This window comes from Mycetocola sp. CAN_C7, assembly GCF_015752285.1.
Taxonomy (GTDB): domain Bacteria; phylum Actinomycetota; class Actinomycetes; order Actinomycetales; family Microbacteriaceae; genus Mycetocola_A.
This window is the reverse complement of sequence record NZ_JADOUY010000011.1, coordinates 1-17,375: the sequence shown is the minus strand read 5'-3', so window position 1 is coordinate 17,375 and position 17,375 is coordinate 1. Positions and strand designations below refer to the sequence as shown.

The following is a 17,375-nucleotide window of genomic DNA, read 5'->3' as shown; positions in this document are numbered from 1 at the left end:
ACGCATGCCCGGTCACATCAGTGCTCCGTTTTGTCGAGCTGGTCGAGCAGCCATCCCGCCCCGCGCGTCTGCGCGCCGACGGCCTCGACGCGTGCGCGGAGTTCACGGTCGCCCGTGACGACGGTGAGGGATGCCCCCGGTGCAGCGCTCAGGCGTGTCACCTCTGCGACAATCCTCGCGTCGCCGTCACGATCGGCCCTGACCACCTCGAGCCTGTTGCCGCCGTCGAACGCGGCACCGTTCGCCTGCCCTTCGAGCACGGCGACCAGGTCAGGCCACCAGTGCGTCTGCCCGAGTCCGAGTTCGACTGCCGGCAGCCCGATGGACGCGAGTCTCTGGAGCTGATCACCGAGTCGGACGGCGGCGCCGGCACGGTCCCGCCACCACCCGTCCGGGCGCGAGCCGACGACGTTCGCCATGTCGACGACGATCACCGGTCGCACACCGAGGTCACGGCGGAGTTCCGGCCAGCGCGCCTCGAAGCCGGGGTGGAGCGGGAGGCCGTCGATCTCGTCGAGCGGCACCCAGCGAACGTCGAGGCTCTCCGGGTCGGCGACCTGCGCATCGAACGGCGTGACGACGTCTGCGGCGAGTGTGACGTACGACCAGATCCCGAGGTCGAGCGTGTGGCTGAAGCGGGGCCGAACGGCATCCGTCGGCACCGCCGCTTCTTCGCTCGCTTCACGGATGGCACCGGTCACGGCATCCTCACCCTTGTGTCGCGCTCCTCCGGGCAGGCCCCAGGTGCCGCCGAAGTGACTCCACAGTGCCCGGTGCTGCAGCAGAACGCCGCGATCAGGGTCGACGGCGAGCAGCCCTGCAGCGCCGAACCGACCCCAGTATTTGGACCCGTCGTCGGCGAACACCCAGGCATCGCCCGGGTTTCTCGGATGCGGCGGCACGAACTCGCGAGTCACCTGTCCAGCTTCTCACGAGCCGCGCTGCGGCAGCGGGGCTTATGTGCGCTTGCGCTTCTCACGGACACGCATGTTGACGTTGACCGGTGTGCCCTCGAATCCATAGATCTCCCGGAGGCGACGCGTGATGTAGCGACGGTAGCCGGGGTCGAGGAAGCCGGTGGTGAAGAGAACGAATGTCGGCGGCCGGCTCGATGCCTGCGTGCCGAAGAGCACACGCGGCTGCTTGCCACCACGCACCGGGTGCGGGTGCTCAGCGGTGAGTTCGGCGAGGAACGCATTGAACTTGCCGGTGGGGATGCGGGTGTCCCACGACTCGAGCGCGAGCTCGAGGGCGGGGACGAGCTTCTCCATGTGCCGGCCGGTACGCGCCGAGATGTTCACGCGCGGAGCCCAGGCGACGTGCGCCAGGTCCTGCTCGATCTCGCGCTCCAGGTACCGGCGACGTTCGTCGTCGAGCAGGTCCCACTTGTTGAACGCGAGCACGAGGGCACGGCCCGATTCGAGGACGAGGTCGATGATCCGAACATCCTGCTCCGAGATCGGCTCGGAGACATCGAGCATGACGACGGCCACTTCGGCCTTCTCGAGAGCGGCACTCGTGCGCAGGGTGGCGTAGAAGTCAGCTCCCTGCTGCAGGTGAACGCGACGACGGATGCCGGCGGTGTCGACGAAACGCCACACCTTGCCGGCGATCTCCACCTGCTCGTCGACCGGGTCACGGGTGGTTCCGGCGAGTTCGTTGACGACGACGCGCTCTTCACCAGCCGCCTTGTTGAGGAGGCTGGACTTGCCGACGTTCGGCCGGCCGAGGATCGCGACGCGGCGAGGCCCGCCGACCTCTTCCTTGGCGACAGCAGAGACCTTCGGCAGCTTGGTCATAATGAGGTCGAGCAGGTCGGCGACGTTGCGGCCGTGCAGGGCGGAGACCGGGTACGGCTCGCCGAGGCCGAGCGACCACAGCGATGCGGCGTTCGGCTCCTGGCGGACGTCGTCGACCTTGTTGGCGACGAGGAAGACGGGCTTGTCGATCTTGCGGAGCATCCGCACGACCTGCTCATCGGTCGCTGTTGCGCCCACGTTGGCGTCGACGACGAAGAGAACGGCGTCGGAGAGGTCGATGGCGACCTCGGCCTGAGCGGCGACGGACGCGTCGATGCCCTTGGCGTCGGGTTCCCAGCCACCGGTGTCGACGAGCGTGAACTGGCGTTCGTTCCACTCGGCCTTGTACTTGACCCGGTCGCGCGTGACACCGGGGGTGTCCTCGACGACGGCTTCACGCCGGCCGAGGATGCGGTTCACGAGAGCGGACTTGCCGACGTTCGGGCGGCCGACGATGGCCAGAACCGGGAGTGCAGGGAGGTAGTGAATGGCGTCGGGGTCGTCTGTGACACTCTCGAGAATGTCGAGGTCGTCGTCGCCGAGGTCGTAGTCGGCGAGTCCGGCGCGGAGTGCTTCGGCCCGGCGGGCTGCAAGGTCCTCATCGAGGTCTCCGAGCCGCTCTGCGAGCTGGTCGTCCAGCTCGGCGGTGTCTTCAAAATCGTCAGCCATAATCGGTCTCTCTCTGCGATCGGAGCTGCAGGGCAGCAGGTCGATCTAGGTTTTCTGCGAAGTACGGATCACATCGAGCACGGCGTCGACGGTCTCGTCAAAGTTCAGCGTGGTGGAATCGACGGTGGTGACGCCAGGTGCGGCGGTCATGAAGTCGACGACGCGCGAATCTGCGCGATCACGTTTCTGCAACGCACTCGCAACCTCCGAAGCCGATTCGGATGCAAGTTCTGCAGAGCGTCTAGACATTCTAGCCTCTTCCGTTGCTGTGAGCAGAATGCGTGCTGTGGCGTCAGGGGCGACGACGGTCGTGATGTCGCGGCCTTCGACCACGATCCCCGGTGAGGCGGAGTCTGCGATGATGCCGCGGAACAGCCCGGTGACGTGTGCGCGCACCTCGGGCACGCGAGCGATGTTGCTGACAACGGCAGACACACGCGACTCGCGGATGCTGTCAGTCACGTCGGTGTCGCCGACCCTGACGTGGTACCCGTCGGGGTCTGTGCCGATCGTGTAGTCGAACGCGGGCAGGGCGCGGATCACCGCTGCGGCATCCGTCGTGTCGATTCCGGCGTCGAGCACGTACCACGACAGGGCGCGGTAGGCAGCCCCGGTGTCGAGGTAGTCGAAGCCGAGCCGCCTGGCTGCCGCCCTGGAGACGCTCGACTTTCCGCTACCGGCCGGGCCATCGACGGCCACCACTGTCTTCGTCCTCATTCAGATGCTCGCAATCCGCCAGCCGCGCGCCTCGAGATCGTCGATGGTGCGTTGCTGGACTTCGGGAAGCACGGCGATCTCGGCGAGGCCGATCTGAGCACCCGGGGAGTGCTCGAGCCGCAGGTCTTCCATGTTGACCCCGATGTCACCGAGTTCGGTGAGAAGTAGTCCGAGCTGGCCGGGTTTGTCGTCGATCAAGACGACGATGGAGGCGTATCGGCGGTCCTGGCCGTGCTTGCCTGGCAGTCGGGCGACGCCGGCGTTGCCTGCCGAGATGGCGTCGGCGAGGATCCGTCGCGACCCCGGTGCATCCGGTCGGCGGAGAGCGTCGGTGATCGTCGCGAGGTCGGTCGCGATGGCGTCGAGCACCTCGACGACCGGGCCCGCGTTCGAGCCGAGGATCTGCACCCAGAGCTCGGGAGCGCTCGACGCGATCCGTGTGGTGTCACGCAGACCCTGCCCGGTGAGCCGCACCGCGGCATCCGGCGCACTGACGAGCTGTTTGGCCAGGAGACTCGCGACGAGCTGGGGAACATGGGAGACGAGGCCGACGGAACGATCGTGTTCCTCAGGAGTCATCTCAATCGGTGATGCGCCCAGGTCGAGCGCCAGATCCTCGATGAGGGCGAGTGCTTCGGCGGGTGTCTCATCATCACGGCAGATCACCCAGGGGCGGCCGAGAAACAGGTCGACCCTGGCCGAAATCGCTCCCCCGCGTTCGCGACCGGCGAGCGGGTGAGAACCGATGTAGCGGGTGAGGTCGACGCCGCGCTCGGTCAACGCACGGAACGGCTCGAGTTTGACGCTCGCCACGTCGGTGACGACGGCGTCGGGGAATCGGGCGAGTTCAGCTTCGATGACGGATGCCGTGACATCCGGCGGCACGCTGACGACGACCACGCTCGGGGTGTCATCTTCACGCTCGGCGCGCCCTGCGCCGTAGTCGATGGCGAGCCGAAGCTGGGCCGGGGAGGCATCCGCGAGCGAGACGTCGACGCCCTGTTCGGTGAGAGCGAGCCCGATGCTCGCGCCGAGGAGTCCGGCTCCGACGATGCGGACCTGGCCGGTGATGCGCCCGGTGTTCACGCGGCGATCGGGGATATTCACAGGGCTGGTCCTACTCGGTGGTCTCGGGAGCGCTTGCGGCGTCGTTCTCGGCGGACTCCGTGTCGAGCTCCTGCTGCGTGTGCCGTGAGATGGTCAGCAGCTCGCCGAGTTCCACCTTAGTCAGGTCGCGGGTGTGGCCGGCCCGGAGGGTGCCGAGGTTCACGGGACCGAACTGTCGACGAACGAGCTCCTGCACCGGGTGACCGACGGCAGCGAGCATCCGCCGGACTATGCGGTTCTTGCCGGAGTGCAGGGTGATCTCGACGATGCTCGACTCGTCACCGTTCGGGGCCGTACGCCCGTCGAGAAGCCTGGCCTTGTCTGCGACGATGACACCGTCGTCGAGTTCGACGCCGCGGCTGAGCTTCTGAATGGTCTGCGCCGTCACCTTGCCGTTCACCTTGGCGATGTAGGTCTTGGTCACACCGAACGACGGGTGCGCGAGCACATGCGCGAGGTCCCCGTCGTTGGTGAGGATGAGCAGCCCACTGGTCTCGGCATCGAGGCGGCCGACGTTGAAGAGCCGTTCCTCGTAGTCCTTCGTGAACTGCGTGAGATCAGGGCGGCCGCGTTCATCACTCATCGTGCTGACGACACCGACCGGCTTGTTGAGCACGACGTAACGTTTGGTGGTGTCGAGTTGCACGGCTGTGCCGTTGACCTCGACCTGGTCGGTCTCCGGGTCGATTCGGCGGCCGAGTTCTGTGACGACCTTGCCGTTGACGCGCACCCGACCTTCGGTGATGTACTGCTCAGACACCCGTCGTGACGCCACACCCGCGGCGGCGAGCACTTTTTGCAGGCGCACTCCTTCGGGGTTGAACGGATCGTGAACAGGCTGTCCGGGGTCGGACGTGTTATCGGAAGTCATTGTCGAATCCTTCGGAGCCGTCGGCGAGAAGCGGGGAGATCGGGGGTAGTTCGTCGAGTGAGTTGATGCCGAGCTGCTGCAGCATGAGCGGGGTGGTGCCGTAGTTGATCGCGCCGGTCTCGCTGTCGGTGAACAGTTCGGTGATGAGGCCGCGTCCGGCCAGGGTGCGCACGACCGAGTCGACATTGACGGCGCGGATCGCGGCGATCGAGCTGCGGGTGATCGGCTGCTTGTATGCGATCACTGCGAGCGTTTCGAGCGCGGCCTGAGAGAGTCGGCTCGGGTTCTCCGAGGTGACGAAGTCAGCGACGGCCTCGTCGTAGTCGGCGCGCACATAGAAGCGCCATCCTCCGCCGACCTCGCGCAGCTCGAAGCCGCGCACCACAGTGCCATCGACGCCGTCGTAGTCGGCGACGAGGCGGTCGATGGCTTCGTGCACGGCCTTGACCGGGCGGCGCAGCGCCGTAGCGAGGCTGACAAGGCTCTGTGGCTCGTCTGCGATCATCAGGATGGCTTCGATCGCGCGCTCGAGGTCGACCGGCGCAGAACGGGGCGCGTCGGCATCCGTAGCGAGAGGGTCGGTGTCAATTGTCATAGTCTGCTCCCAGATTGGCGAGGTTGTCCTCTGACCAGTTCTCGGCGCTCCAGCGTAACGTGAGCTCACCGAGCGGTTCGAGTTGCTCGAAGCTGATCGCTGCGTGCCGGTAGAGCTCGAGCACGGCCAGGAAGCGCGCGATCACGACACCCTTCTGGTCGGCGCCGGCGATGAGCTGCCGGAACGTCTTCGGTTCGCCGGACGTGAGCAACGCGACCACGTGCGCCGCCTGCTCGCGGATGCTGATGAGCGGCGCATGCAGGTGGTCGAGGTCGACGACGGGGATTTCACGGGGAGTGAGGGCGAGGAGCGCGAGGGCGGCGAAGTCGTCGAGCGTATGAGTCCAGACGAGCTCCGGTGTGCGGGCACGGAATTTCTCTTCGATGCGCACGGACCGCGGATGCCTGCTTGCTTCGTCGTCGAGGTGGCCGGCGAACCAGGCGGATGCCTCCTTGAACGCCCGATACTGCAGGAGCCGGGCGAAGAGCAGGTCGCGCGCTTCCAGGAGGGCGACGTCTTCAGCGTCCACGAGTTCGCCCTGTGGCAGCAACCCGGCGACCTTGAGGTCGAGAAGTGTCGCCGCGACGACGAGGAACTCGCTGGCCTGGTCGAGCTCAGCCGCGGTGTCGAGACCGGAGAGATACGCGATGAACTCGTTGGTCACCCGTGAGAGCGAGATCTCGGTGATGTCGAGCTCATGCTTGCCGATGAGTGACAGCAGCAGGTCGAATGGTCCCTCGAAATTGCTGAGGGCCACCTGAAAGCCGGTGGCCGCGGTCGGAGCGTCCTGCCTGACTGAGCCTGCTACGGCGTGCGGGGCATCAGGCGACAGCGCCACGGGCTACCAGCTCCCGCGCGAGCTGGCGGTAGGCCTTGGCCGACGCATGCTCGGGAGCGAACTCGGTGATCGGAGTGCCGGCGACGCTGGCATCCGGGAACTTCACCGTTCGACCGATGACGGTTTCGAGAACGTCGTCGCCGAATGCATCCACCACGCGCTCGAGCACTTCACGGGAGTGCAGGGTGCGCGAGTCGAACATCGTGGCGAGGATGCCGTCGAGTTCGATCGCCGGGTTGAGCCTGTCCTTCACCTTTTCGATGGTCTCGATGAGCAGGGCAACTCCGCGGAGGGCGAAGAACTCACACTCGAGGGGGATGAGGACACCGTGGCTGGCGGTGAGCGCGTTGACGGTGAGGAGCCCGAGCGACGGCTGGCAGTCGATGAGGACGACGTCGTAGTCGTTGCCGATCTTGCGAAGCACCCGGGCGAGGATCTGCTCACGGGCGACCTCGTTGACGAGGTGGACCTCGGCGGCAGACAGGTCGATGTTGGCCGGAATGATGTCGAGGCCGTCGACGGACGTGTGCTGGATGGCTTCAGACGGTTCGTGCTCGTTCGACAGCAGCAGGTCGTAGATCGTCAGCGCGTCGTGGGTGTTGACGCCGAGGCCGGCGGAGAGCGCACCCTGGGGGTCGAAGTCGATGCAGAGAACGCGGCGGCCGTAGTCGGCGAGGGCTGCTCCGAGGCTGATGGTCGTCGTCGTCTTGCCGACGCCGCCCTTCTGGTTGCAGAGCGAGATGATTCGTGCTGGACCGTGGCTCTTCAGCGGAGCGGGGTCGGGGAACTCACGAAGCGTGCGACCGGTCGGGCCCTTTTTTTCGATGGATGTCTCCACCGAGAAGAGCTCTTCATTTTTTGTGGCCACCAGGTTCGTCCTCACTCCCGTCGCGTCCCTCATCGTTGTTAGCTCCTGATTCTAACGGGGCGCTTTCGAGAAGCCGTGCGGCCACGCGGGCGGGGTTCTAGCGGGCTCGCGGGTGTGCGGTCGTGTACATGTCGCGCAGGGTGTCCGCCGTCACCATCGTGTAGATCTGTGTGGTCGCCACCGACGAGTGCCCGAGCAGTTCCTGCACGACCCTCACATCTGCGCCGCCCTGCAGCAAGTGGGTCGCGAAGGAGTGCCGCAGGGTGTGCGGTGACACGTGGGCAGAGAGCCCGGCGCGCTCGGCGGCCGAGCGGATGATGAGCCACGCGTTCTGGCGCGACACCCTCTGACCACGGATGCCGACGAACAGCGCGGGTGTCGCTGCTCCCCGTACCGAAAACACCGGCCGTGACCGCACGAGGTAGGCGTCGAGTGCTTCGCGGGCGAACCGGCCGAGCGGCACGATGCGCTCTTTGTTGCCCTTGCCGCGGAGCCGGACGATGTCTTCGTCGAAGACGTCGTCGACGTTGAGCGACACGGCCTCGGTCACGCGGGCTCCTGTTGCGTAGAGCAACTCGAGCAGCGCACGGTCGCGGAGAGCCTGGATGTCGTCGCCGGAGGTGGCATCCAGAAGCGCGGTCACCTGGTCGATGCTGAGGGCCTTCGGCAACCGGCTCGGCAGCTTCGGCGGCTTGACGTCGCGGGCAACGTCGGCGTCGACCTCTCCTTCCTCGAGGAGGAACCGGTGCAATCCACGCACCGAAGAAAGCACGCGTGCGAGCGACGATGCGGTGAGCGGGCTCTCCTCGCGGCTGCCGAGTTCCCGGATGTATTCGGAGACGTGCTGCTGGGTGACGTCGGCGATCGCGCTCACCCCACGAGACGTCAGCCACTCGACGTAGCCGTCGAGGTCCCTTCGGTATGCGGTGACTGTGTTCGCCGCGAGCCCGCGTTCGATCGAAACGTGTCGAAGATACGAGTCGAGGTTGCGCGAAAGCGGCATGTCAGTCGTGCAGGTTTCCGAGTTTCGGGTGTCGCGGCCATGGAGCATCCGCAGCCGCCAACGTCGACCAGTTGCGAGCCTTGCCCGCGTGTGCGGCGAGCGTGGCGATGACGAGCGACGGGTTCTGCAGTCTGCGGTCGAGGACGGCGTCGACGAGGTCATCGAGTGCCACCCACCGCACTTCCATGTCTGCTTCTTCCGCCGTGCGTTCGAAGACCTCGTCGGCTGCCGAGAGACCGCGAGCGAGGTAGATCCTGATGGCCTCGTCGCTGCCGCCTGGGGTCGTGTAGAACTCGCCGAGCACCGCCCAGTCGGTCGCACGGATGTCGGCTTCTTCTGCCAGCTCGCGCTGGGCTGCGACGAGCGGGTCTTCGTCGATGATGTCGAGGAGTCCGGCCGGAATCTCCCACTCCCGTCGCCTGACAGGGTGCCGGTATTGCTTGATGAGGAGCACCCGGTCGTCGTCGTCGAGCGCGAAAACGGCGACGGCTCCGGTGTGGTCGACGTACTCGCGGGTGATTTCTTCACCGTTGTAGTCGAAGACGTCACGACGGATACCCCAGACCATGCCGTCGAAGACCCGCTCGCTCGAGCGGATCTCAACGTCGACGACGGTGTCTTCGAGGGCCGCCTCAGTCATTGTTCACGTCGAACAGCAGACTCGCCTGCTTGCGTTCGAGCGCTGCGCCGATGAGGCCACGGAAGAGCGGGTGGGCGTTGTTCGGGCGCGACCGGAGTTCGGGGTGGGCCTGCGTTCCAACGTAGAACGGGTGCTCAGCACGGTCGAGTTCGACGAACTCGACGAGTTGACCGTCAGGGCTCGTACCGGAGAAGACGAGGCCGGCCTCGGCGATCTGCTGCCGGTACCGGTTGTTCACCTCGTAGCGGTGACGGTGGCGCTCGGAGATCTCGGTGGAGCCGTACAACTCGGCCGCGATCGATCCTTCGCCGAGAACAGCGGGGTAGAGGCCGAGGCGCATCGTTCCGCCGAGATCTCCCCCGGCGATGATCTCCACTTGCTCGGCCATGGTCGCGATCACGGGGAACTCGGTGTCAGGGTCGAACTCGGATGAGCTCGCACCGGCGAGGCCGGCTTCGTTCCTGGCGTATTCGATCACCATGCACTGCAGACCCAGGCAGAGGCCAAGCGTCGGGAGGTTATTGTCTCGAGCAAACTTCAGCGCACCGAGCTTGCCCTCGATGCCCCGGATGCCGAATCCTCCTGGCACACAGATTCCGTCGAGCTCGCCCAGCACCTTGGCGGCGCCGTCGTGGGTCTCGCACTCGTCTGAGGGGATCCACTGCAGCTTGACCTTGGTCTCGTGGGCGAATCCACCGGCGCGGAGGGCTTCGGTGACCGAGAGGTAGGCGTCGGGGAGATCGATGTACTTGCCGACGAGTCCGATGGTGACCTCGTGCTTGGGCTCGTGCACTGCTTTGAGCACCGGTGACCACGCCGTCCAGTCGACCTCGCCGGCTTCGAGGCCGAGCAGGTCGATGATGTAGGCGTCGAGGCCCTGGTCGTGGAGCATGGTGGGGATGTCGTAGATGCTCGGCACGTCGACGGCGTTGACCACCGCGGCCTCATCGACGTCACACATGAGCGCGATCTTGCGTTTGTTTCCCTCGGAGACGGGGCGGTCGCTGCGAAGTACGAGGGCATCCGGCTGGATACCGATCGACCGCAGGGCCGCAACCGAGTGCTGGGTCGGCTTGGTCTTCTGCTCGCCCGAGGCGTTCATGTACGGCACGAGTGAGACGTGAACGAAGAATACGTTCTTGCGGCCGAGTTCGTGTCGAACCTGGCGGGCCGCTTCGATGAACGGCTGCGATTCGATGTCGCCGACCGTTCCGCCCACCTCGGTGATGATCACGTCTGGCTTCGGGTCGTTCGACGCCTGCAACCGCATCCGACGCTTGATCTCATCGGTGATGTGCGGGATGACCTGGACCGTGTCACCGAGGTACTCGCCGCGCCGCTCCTTCGCGATGACCGTCGAGTAGATCTGGCCGGTCGTGACGTTGGCCGCCTGGCTCAGATTGGTGTCGAGGAACCGCTCGTAGTGACCGATGTCGAGGTCGGTCTCGGCGCCGTCGTCTGTGACGAAGACTTCACCGTGCTGGAACGGGTTCATCGTTCCAGGATCGACGTTGAGGTATGGGTCGAGTTTCTGCATGACAACACGCAGTCCCCGAGCCGTGAGGAGGTTACCCAGGCTGGCCGCCGTGAGTCCCTTGCCCAAAGAAGAAACGACACCACCGGTCACAAAAATGTGTTTGGTCGTGTCGTTTGAAATGTCCGCGTCTGTAATGTTCACCACGGGCTTTTATCCTATCACCTGAGAAGAGCGGTCTGACCGTGCGAGCGAAAGCAGCTCTTCGGCGTGAGCGAGACCGGAGTCGCTGTCGGCGAGCCCGGAGAGCAGTCGAGCCATTTCTGCGACCCGGTCGTTCCCCGTCAACTGGCGCACACTGGATGCCGTGACGGTGCCGTCACTGGACTTCACGACGGCGAGATGGTTGGTTGCGAATGCCGCGACCTGGGCCAGGTGGGTGACGACGATGACCTGCGCGGTCTCGGCGAGTCGCGCGAGCCTGCGACCGATTTCGATCGCGGCTGAACCGCCGACTCCGGCATCCACCTCGTCGAAGACGAAGGTCGGAACGGGGTCGGTTTTGGCGATGACGACTTCGATGGCGAGCATGACACGCGACAGTTCACCGCCTGATGCTCCCTTCGAGATCGCGCGCGGTTCGGCGCCGGGGTGCGGCTGCAGCAGAAAGACGATCTGATCACGCCCGTGCTGGCCGAGTTCGGGTTGGTCGGTGACGTCGATGACGACTGTGGCGTCGGGCATGGCGAGGGCGGTGAGCTCGTCGGAGACGGCAGCGCTGAGGCGTACGGCCGCTGCGCGGCGCGTCTCGCTGAGGCGAACGGCGAGCTCCTCGACGAGTGCGGCATCCTGTTCCACAACCGTGGTGAGTTCATCGATCCGGTCGGAATCGCCGTCGAGTTCGAGAAGCCGGGCGTTTCCTGTCTCATGCGTGGCGAGAACCTCGTCGATGCCCGGGCCGTACTTGCGCATCAGAACGCCGAGTTCGGCGCGACGGTTCTGCAGGATCTCGAGCTCCCCTGCCCCGTCGGTGTCGAGACCGGCGAGGTAGCTGGAGAGTTCGAGGGCGATCTCCGACACCGCATAGCTCGTGTTCGCGATCTGCTCGCCCAGGGCACCGAGTTCTGCATCGTGGGAGGCGACCCGTTCGAGCTGCCTGCGGGCGGCATCCAGCAGGCCGACCACGTCTGCGGCGTCCGGCTCTTCGGCCGACAGCGCTTCGCGGGCGAAGAAGGCGGCGATGCGCAGGTCTTCGACGTTGGTCAGGCGTTCAGCGCGCGTTGCGAGTTCTTCGTCTTCGCCGGGTTGCGGGGCGACGGTGTCGATCTCGGCGATGGTGAGGCGAAGATCATCGGCTTCGGCTACCCGGCGATCACGCTCATCGATGAGGGTGTCACGTTCTGCTGCATTGGCCAGGTACCGGGTGAACGCAGAGCGGTAGTCGGCAAGGAGACTGGCGAGTTCGTCGCCCGCAAAGCGGTCCAGCGCGTCACGCTGAGCGGCCTGAGATCTGAGGCGCACCTGTTCGGACTGGCCGTGAACGACGACGAGCTGTTCGCCGAGTTCGCTGAGCACGCCGACAGGCGCGCTGCGTCCGCCGACCTGCGCCCTGCTGCGACCTGAGGCGAGCACAGAGCGACCGAGCGTGAGCTCTGCATTCTCGCCGAACGGATCGACGTCTCCCCCGGCCTCGCGCACGCGGTCGGCGACGGCGCCGTCCACCGGCACGATCCAGCGCCCGTCGACGCTCGTCTGTTCGTTGCCCTGGCGAATGACTCCGGAGTCAGCGCGACCGCCGAGCAGCAGGCCGAGTGCTGTGACGACCATCGTCTTGCCTGCGCCGGTCTCGCCGGTGATGGCGGTGAATCCAGCGCCGAGCGGAAGAGTTGCCTCTGCGATGACGCCGAGGTCACGGATGCCGATTTCCTCAATCAAGAGCTGCCGGTCCCCTCCACCCGGAGACGGGCAGGTGGAATTTCTTCACGAGCCGGTCGGTGAACGGGCTCTCGTGCAAGCGGGCGAGTCTGACGGGAACGGACGACCGTCGCACGACCACGCGCGCGCCTGGCTCGAGTTCGTGGGTCCGCCTGCCGTCGCACCAGAGCACACCGGTGGCGTTGGTGCGTTTGAGGATTTCGATGGCGAGCGACGAGTCCGGGCCGACGACGAGAGGTCGGGCGAACAAGGCGTGGGCGCTGAGCGGGACGAGCGTGATGGCTTCGACCGTCGGCCAGACGACTGGTCCGCCGCCGGAGAATGCGTACGCCGTCGATCCGGTCGGTGTCGACACGACGACGCCGTCGCATCCGAAACTCGACAGCGGACGGCCGTCGACCTCGATGACGACCTCGAGCAGCCGTTCGCGGCTGGCTTTCTCGACGGCTGCCTCGTTGAGCGCCCAGGTTTCGTACACGACATCGGTGCCGCGCTTGACCCGTACAGACAGGGTCATGCGCTCTTCGACGAAGTAGTCGCGGGCGATGACGCGGCGCACCGCGTCGGCGAGGTCGTCGCGTTCGCTCTCGGCCAGGAATCCGACGTGACCGAGGTTGACGCCGAGCAGCGGGGCCGAGAACCCGCGGACGAACTCGGCAGCTCGCAGGATGGTGCCGTCTCCCCCGAGGACAATGACGAGTTCGAGGTCGGCCGGATCGACGGTCTCGTGCAGGATCGCGACGTTGTCGAGCTCGACTCCTGCCGCGCTGATCTCATCGCGTTCGTTGCGCTGCAATACGGGAACGGCTCCGGCGTCGAGCAGCTGGGAGATGACCTCCGCGGCGGCGTCGACCGAATCCGCTCGCCCGGTGTGCGACACAACGAGGATGTTGCGTGCCTCTGGGTTCATTCCGGTCACGCTCCAGCCATCTCGGTGATTCTCTGCATCCATTCTGTCGGATTGGCGGCGACGCCGTCGGGGGAAGCGCTCACAGGACGCAACCACACAACGTATTCGTGGTTTCCGTGACCGCCGACGATGGGCGACGGGATGAGCCCTGCCGTACCGAGCCCGAGGTCCCAGGCGTGCCAGAGCACCGTGGCGATGGCGTCTGCACGCAGTGCGGCGTTCCGGACGATTCCCTCACGGATCCCTCCGCGGCCGACCTCGAACTGCGGTTTGATGAGCAGCACGAAGTCGCTGTCTGCGGCCACCGACCGGCGCAGAGGTTCGAGCACGTGGGTCAGAGAGATGAACGACAGGTCGCCGACGACGAGGTCAGGTGTGTCTGACACCCCGGATGCTCCCGCGAGACTGTCGCGGGTCAGATCGCGCACGTTGAATCCCTCGACGACGGCAACGCGCGGGTCATCGGCCACCACTGCCGAGAGCTGCCCATGCCCGACGTCGAGTGCGATGACGCGTGTTGCTCCGCGCTCGAGCAGGACCTGGCTGAAGCCGCCGGTCGACGCTCCGGCGTCGAGGGCGACGCGACCGGCCGGGTCGACCGGGAACGCCTCCAACGCTGCCAGGAGTTTGTGTGCGCCGCGGCTGACGTAATGGTCGGCACCGGCGACAAGAACGGTCTGGTTGTCGCGGACCTTCAGCGACGCTTTGACGACGGCACGGCCGTCGACGGTGACCAGACCATCGGCGATGATGCGGGCGGCGAGGGTGCGTGACCGCGCCAGCCCCCGGCTGACGAGGGCGGCGTCGAGGCGCTGTGGGCCGCTGGTCTCAGATTCGCTCACGAGCGCGACGCGGCCGCGTCGCCGCCCTCGAGCCGGCCCTGGAGTTCTTCGTGTAGCTGCACGTAGGCCCGTGCCCGTTCTGCGAGCGGCTGATCTTCGACCAGGCGCAGCTGGGACATCAGGGCGTCGTCGGTTTCCTGCATCTCTTCGCTCACGTCCCTAGGCTACCCGCGCGCTCAGGAATAGAGTCGCTCCGGCACGTTGAAGCCGTAGATTGCACGGCCGGACGACCAGATGGCTGCGCAGCCTGCACGCAACAGGTCGATCGGGCTCGTGCCCTCGCGCACGATGACGACGTCGTTGCCGTCGATCCGGACAACGGCACTCCCGACCGACGCCTCGCTGCCGTTCCGTGACATCCGCGTCTCAGGGTACGGTTCGTGCAACTGGCGCAGGTCGTCGACGATATACGTGGGTCGCGAGAACTTGTCGGCGGCGAGTACATGCTTGGCCTTGTCGATACCGGTCAGAACGAGCACCGAGTCCATGCCCGCACGGTTGGCGCCCAGGATGTCGGTGTCGAGTCGGTCTCCGATGAACAGTGGTGCCGTCGCGTCGAATCGCGCGGTGGCCTCCTCGAAGATCGGCGTCTCCGGCTTGCCTGCGACGGTCGCCAGCCGGCCGACAGCAGTGTGCACCGCAGAGACGAGCGTGCCGTTGCCGGGTGCGATCCCGCGCGCCTGCGGGATCGTCCAGTCGGTGTTCGTGGCGATCCAGGGGATCTCGGAACCGTCCGCTCGCGGATGAAGCGCATACGAGGCCTCGGCGAGCTGGGCCCAGCCGACCTCGGGGGCGAAGCCCTGCAACACGGCAGCGGGATTGTCGTCAGCCGACCGCGTCACCGAGTACCCACCCTTGGCGAGTTCGTTGACGAGCCCTTCTCCACCGACCACGAGCACGGTGGATCCGGCGGGAACGTGATCGCCGAGGAGACGCACTGCAGCCTGTGGGCTCGTGACCACCTCGTTCGGCGCGACAGTGAGTCCCAGCTCGGTGAGATGGGTGGCTACGGAGGCATCGGTTCTCGAAGCGTTGTTCGTGATGTAGCCGACACGGATGCTCTCCGCCGCGCGGTTGAGGCTCTCGATGGCGTGGGGGATCGCATGGGCGCCGGCGTAGACGACACCGTCGAGGTCGGCCAGGAGCACGTCGACACCGTCGAGCGGCGTCCTCACCCTACTTTTCCTATTCTTCAGCAGCGCCATCGAGGGGTTCCTTGTCGTCGGGCAGGTCGACAGCATCAGGATCGCCCGCACCTCGATCGTCCGTGGCCAGGTCGCCGACGTCGTCGGTTGCCTCGTCGTCTTCGTCGGTTGCCTCGTCGTCGTCGTCGATCTCGAGGATCTCGAAGACTTCGATGGTCTCGGCTTCATTCTCACCGGAGCGCTCGGCCAGCGCCGCCGTGGCGACATCGGATCGCTTGCGCCAGACAGCAGCCTCATCGGCTCGTCCGAGTTCCTCGAGCACTTCGGCCTCAGCCGCGAAGAGCTCAGGACTCCACTCGAATGCACGCTGAGGATTGAGCTCAGGCACCTGGAGCTCTGCAAGCGCGAGGTCAGGCTGGCCCAGGTCGAGCCGTGCCCCTGACATAGCGATCGACAGAGCCACCCGCACCGCGGGAGCCAGGGTCGCTCGGTCGACTGTGCGACCGAGCTCGAGCGCACGCTCGGGGCGCCCCACTCCCCTTTCGCTGTCGACCATGAGCGGCAGCTGGTCGTTGGAGCCGGTGATGCGACGGTGCGTGCGCAGTTCACGGAGAGCGAGGGCATAGTCGCCGATCTCGTACGCGGTGATCGCGAGCGTCTCACGAACGACCCCGATGCGGCCGGCACGACGAGCAGCAGACAGTGCGTGCTGGTGTGCGAGTGCGGGGTCCTCATCGATGAGCATGGCCGCCATCGCCAGGTGCCTTGCCACACGCTCAGCGTTGTCGGTCGTGAGAGTCTTCAGCTCGTTGCGGGCGACCCGGTCGAGGTCGTTCGCCGTCACCGAGAGCGGAATGTCCGGATCGTCGTGCTCTGCACGGACCATCCGGAGTTCGCGTTGCATCCGCTGCTCTTCTGTGACCTCTTCTTCGTATCGAGGCGCGTCGCGATCCCCGCGGGCTGGAGCGCCGTCGCGTGTCCAGAGCTTGTCACCGTCTCGCATCGGCCGGTCAGAGCGAGGGCGGTCGCTACGCGGGCGATCACTGCCCGAGCGGTCACCGGTGCGCGGCTTGTCATCGCGGCCGGCGCCGAATCGAGGCTTGTCACCGTATGCCGGACGCTCACCACGAGGCTTGTCACCATAGCGCGGTTTGTCGCCGTACGCCGGGCGGTCGCCACGAGGCTTGTCGCCGTACGCGGGACGCTCACCACGAGGCTTGTCACCATAGGCAGGACGCTCACCACGAGGCTTGTCGCCGTACGCGGGACGCTCACCACGAGGCTTGTCACCATAGGCAGGACGCTCACCACGAGGCTTGTCACCATAAGCGGGACGCTCACCACGAGGCTTGTCACCATAAGCAGGACGCTCACCACGAGGCTTGTCACCATAAGCAGGACGCTCACCACGAGGCTTGTCACCATAGCGCGGTTTGTCGCCGTACGCCGGGCGGTCGCCGCGAGGCTTGTCGTCGCGGCCGGCAGCGTCGCGTGGTCGGCCGCCAGAGGCGTTCCGATCTCCAGTGCGCGGCTTGTCGCCATACGCCGGACGCTCACCACGAGGCTTGTCACCATACGCCGGACGCTCACCACGAGGCTTGTCGTCACGACCACCGTATCGGGGCTTGTCTCCACGCGGAGCAGAGTCGCGGCCAGGCGACCGTCCGCCTGAATAACCGCTGCCGGATCCGCCAGCGGAGCGCTTCGGCGCGCCTGACTGGCGGTCGTTCGAGCTGCGATCCGGACGTTTCTCCCGATCGTTCGCAGAATCCGACATCTGGTTACTCCCTATTGTGTTGAAATACTCGCGGCTGAGACGCGGCGTGTTAAACGCAAAATGGCCACCCGCACTGGGTGGCCATTTTACTAAGTTAAGTCCGGCGGTGTCCTACTCTCCCACAGGGTCCCCCCTGCAGTACCATCGGCGCAAAGAGTCTTAGCTTCCGGGTTCGGAATGTGACC

General features: G+C 66.0%; 18 protein-coding genes and 1 rRNA gene. 1 reads left to right on the top strand and 18 read right to left on the bottom strand.

Annotation, left to right across the window (positions count from 1 at the left end; genetic code table 11):
- Positions 1–17 precede the first annotated feature (17 nt).
- The 17 genes from IWX78_RS15980 to IWX78_RS15900 all read right to left on the bottom strand — a co-directional run bounded on the left by IWX78_RS15980 (position 18) and on the right by IWX78_RS15900 (position 16,317).
- Positions 18–917: an NUDIX hydrolase gene (locus IWX78_RS15980; RefSeq protein ID WP_334684811.1), complete on the bottom strand. Its 900-nt coding sequence runs from the start codon at positions 915–917 to the stop codon at positions 18–20.
- A 39-nt stretch (positions 918–956) separates the two neighbouring features.
- On the bottom strand, positions 957–2,468 hold the full coding sequence (gene der, locus IWX78_RS15975; RefSeq protein ID WP_196834628.1) for a ribosome biogenesis GTPase Der: 1,512 nt from the start codon (positions 2,466–2,468) through the stop codon (positions 957–959).
- A 45-nt stretch (positions 2,469–2,513) separates the two neighbouring features.
- Positions 2,514–3,185 carry a (d)CMP kinase gene (gene cmk / locus IWX78_RS15970; RefSeq protein WP_196834627.1) on the bottom strand — a complete coding sequence of 224 codons (672 nt, stop codon included), beginning with the start codon at positions 3,183–3,185 and terminating at the stop codon, positions 2,514–2,516.
- Entirely contained in the window at positions 3,186–4,292 is a 1,107-nt protein-coding gene (locus tag IWX78_RS15965; RefSeq protein WP_334684810.1) for a prephenate dehydrogenase, read from the bottom strand. It abuts the gene before it with no gap.
- Positions 4,293–4,302: 10 nt separating this feature from the next.
- Entirely contained in the window at positions 4,303–5,163 is an 861-nt protein-coding gene (locus tag IWX78_RS15960) for a pseudouridine synthase (protein ID WP_196834626.1), read from the bottom strand.
- Positions 5,150–5,758, bottom strand: coding sequence for an SMC-Scp complex subunit ScpB (gene scpB / locus IWX78_RS15955; protein ID WP_196834625.1), 609 nt, complete (start codon positions 5,756–5,758; stop codon positions 5,150–5,152). The genes IWX78_RS15960 and scpB overlap by 14 nt, the downstream gene beginning before the upstream one ends.
- Positions 5,748–6,596 (bottom strand): segregation and condensation protein A, encoded by an 849-nt coding sequence (locus tag IWX78_RS15950; RefSeq protein ID WP_196834624.1) that lies wholly within the window; start codon positions 6,594–6,596, stop codon positions 5,748–5,750. Before IWX78_RS15950 ends, scpB begins: the two co-directional genes overlap by 11 nt.
- Positions 6,580–7,464: a ParA family protein gene (locus tag IWX78_RS15945; protein WP_334684808.1), complete on the bottom strand. Its 885-nt coding sequence runs from the start codon at positions 7,462–7,464 to the stop codon at positions 6,580–6,582. The genes IWX78_RS15950 and IWX78_RS15945 overlap by 17 nt, the downstream gene beginning before the upstream one ends.
- Positions 7,465–7,561: 97 nt before the next feature.
- Positions 7,562–8,467, bottom strand: coding sequence for a site-specific tyrosine recombinase XerD (xerD, locus tag IWX78_RS15940; RefSeq protein ID WP_196834622.1), 906 nt, complete (start codon positions 8,465–8,467; stop codon positions 7,562–7,564).
- 1 nt (position 8,468) lies between these two features.
- Positions 8,469–9,107 (bottom strand): NUDIX domain-containing protein, encoded by a 639-nt coding sequence (locus tag IWX78_RS15935; protein ID WP_196834621.1) that lies wholly within the window; start codon positions 9,105–9,107, stop codon positions 8,469–8,471.
- Positions 9,100–10,764, bottom strand: coding sequence for a CTP synthase (locus IWX78_RS15930; RefSeq protein ID WP_442929263.1), 1,665 nt, complete (start codon positions 10,762–10,764; stop codon positions 9,100–9,102). Before IWX78_RS15930 ends, IWX78_RS15935 begins: the two co-directional genes overlap by 8 nt.
- Positions 10,765–10,794: 30 nt before the next feature.
- Positions 10,795–12,516 (bottom strand): DNA repair protein RecN, encoded by a 1,722-nt coding sequence (recN, locus tag IWX78_RS15925; RefSeq protein WP_196834620.1) that lies wholly within the window; start codon positions 12,514–12,516, stop codon positions 10,795–10,797.
- Complete coding sequence (locus IWX78_RS15920; protein WP_196834619.1) at positions 12,509–13,426, bottom strand: NAD kinase; 918 nt, start codon at positions 13,424–13,426, stop codon at positions 12,509–12,511. The genes recN and IWX78_RS15920 overlap by 8 nt, the downstream gene beginning before the upstream one ends.
- A 5-nt stretch (positions 13,427–13,431) precedes the next feature.
- Positions 13,432–14,268 carry a TlyA family RNA methyltransferase gene (locus IWX78_RS15915; protein WP_196834618.1) on the bottom strand — a complete coding sequence of 279 codons (837 nt, stop codon included), beginning with the start codon at positions 14,266–14,268 and terminating at the stop codon, positions 13,432–13,434.
- Positions 14,265–14,423 carry a hypothetical protein gene (locus tag IWX78_RS15910; RefSeq protein ID WP_196834649.1) on the bottom strand — a complete coding sequence of 53 codons (159 nt, stop codon included), beginning with the start codon at positions 14,421–14,423 and terminating at the stop codon, positions 14,265–14,267. The genes IWX78_RS15915 and IWX78_RS15910 overlap by 4 nt, the downstream gene beginning before the upstream one ends.
- A 21-nt stretch (positions 14,424–14,444) precedes the next feature.
- Complete coding sequence (locus IWX78_RS15905; RefSeq protein ID WP_196834617.1) at positions 14,445–15,473, bottom strand: HAD-IIA family hydrolase; 1,029 nt, start codon at positions 15,471–15,473, stop codon at positions 14,445–14,447.
- Positions 15,454–16,317: a hypothetical protein gene (locus tag IWX78_RS15900; protein WP_334684807.1), complete on the bottom strand. Its 864-nt coding sequence runs from the start codon at positions 16,315–16,317 to the stop codon at positions 15,454–15,456. The genes IWX78_RS15905 and IWX78_RS15900 overlap by 20 nt, the downstream gene beginning before the upstream one ends.
- On the opposite strand from IWX78_RS15900, the gene IWX78_RS15895 reads away from it, so the two are divergent.
- Positions 16,312–17,085 (top strand): hypothetical protein, encoded by a 774-nt coding sequence (locus tag IWX78_RS15895; RefSeq protein WP_196834616.1) that lies wholly within the window; start codon positions 16,312–16,314, stop codon positions 17,083–17,085. The genes IWX78_RS15900 and IWX78_RS15895 overlap by 6 nt on opposite strands.
- 203 nt (positions 17,086–17,288) lie before the next feature.
- Here IWX78_RS15895 and rrf read toward each other — a convergent pair.
- A 5S ribosomal RNA gene (gene rrf / locus IWX78_RS15890) occupies positions 17,289–17,375 on the bottom strand; the annotation flags it as partial.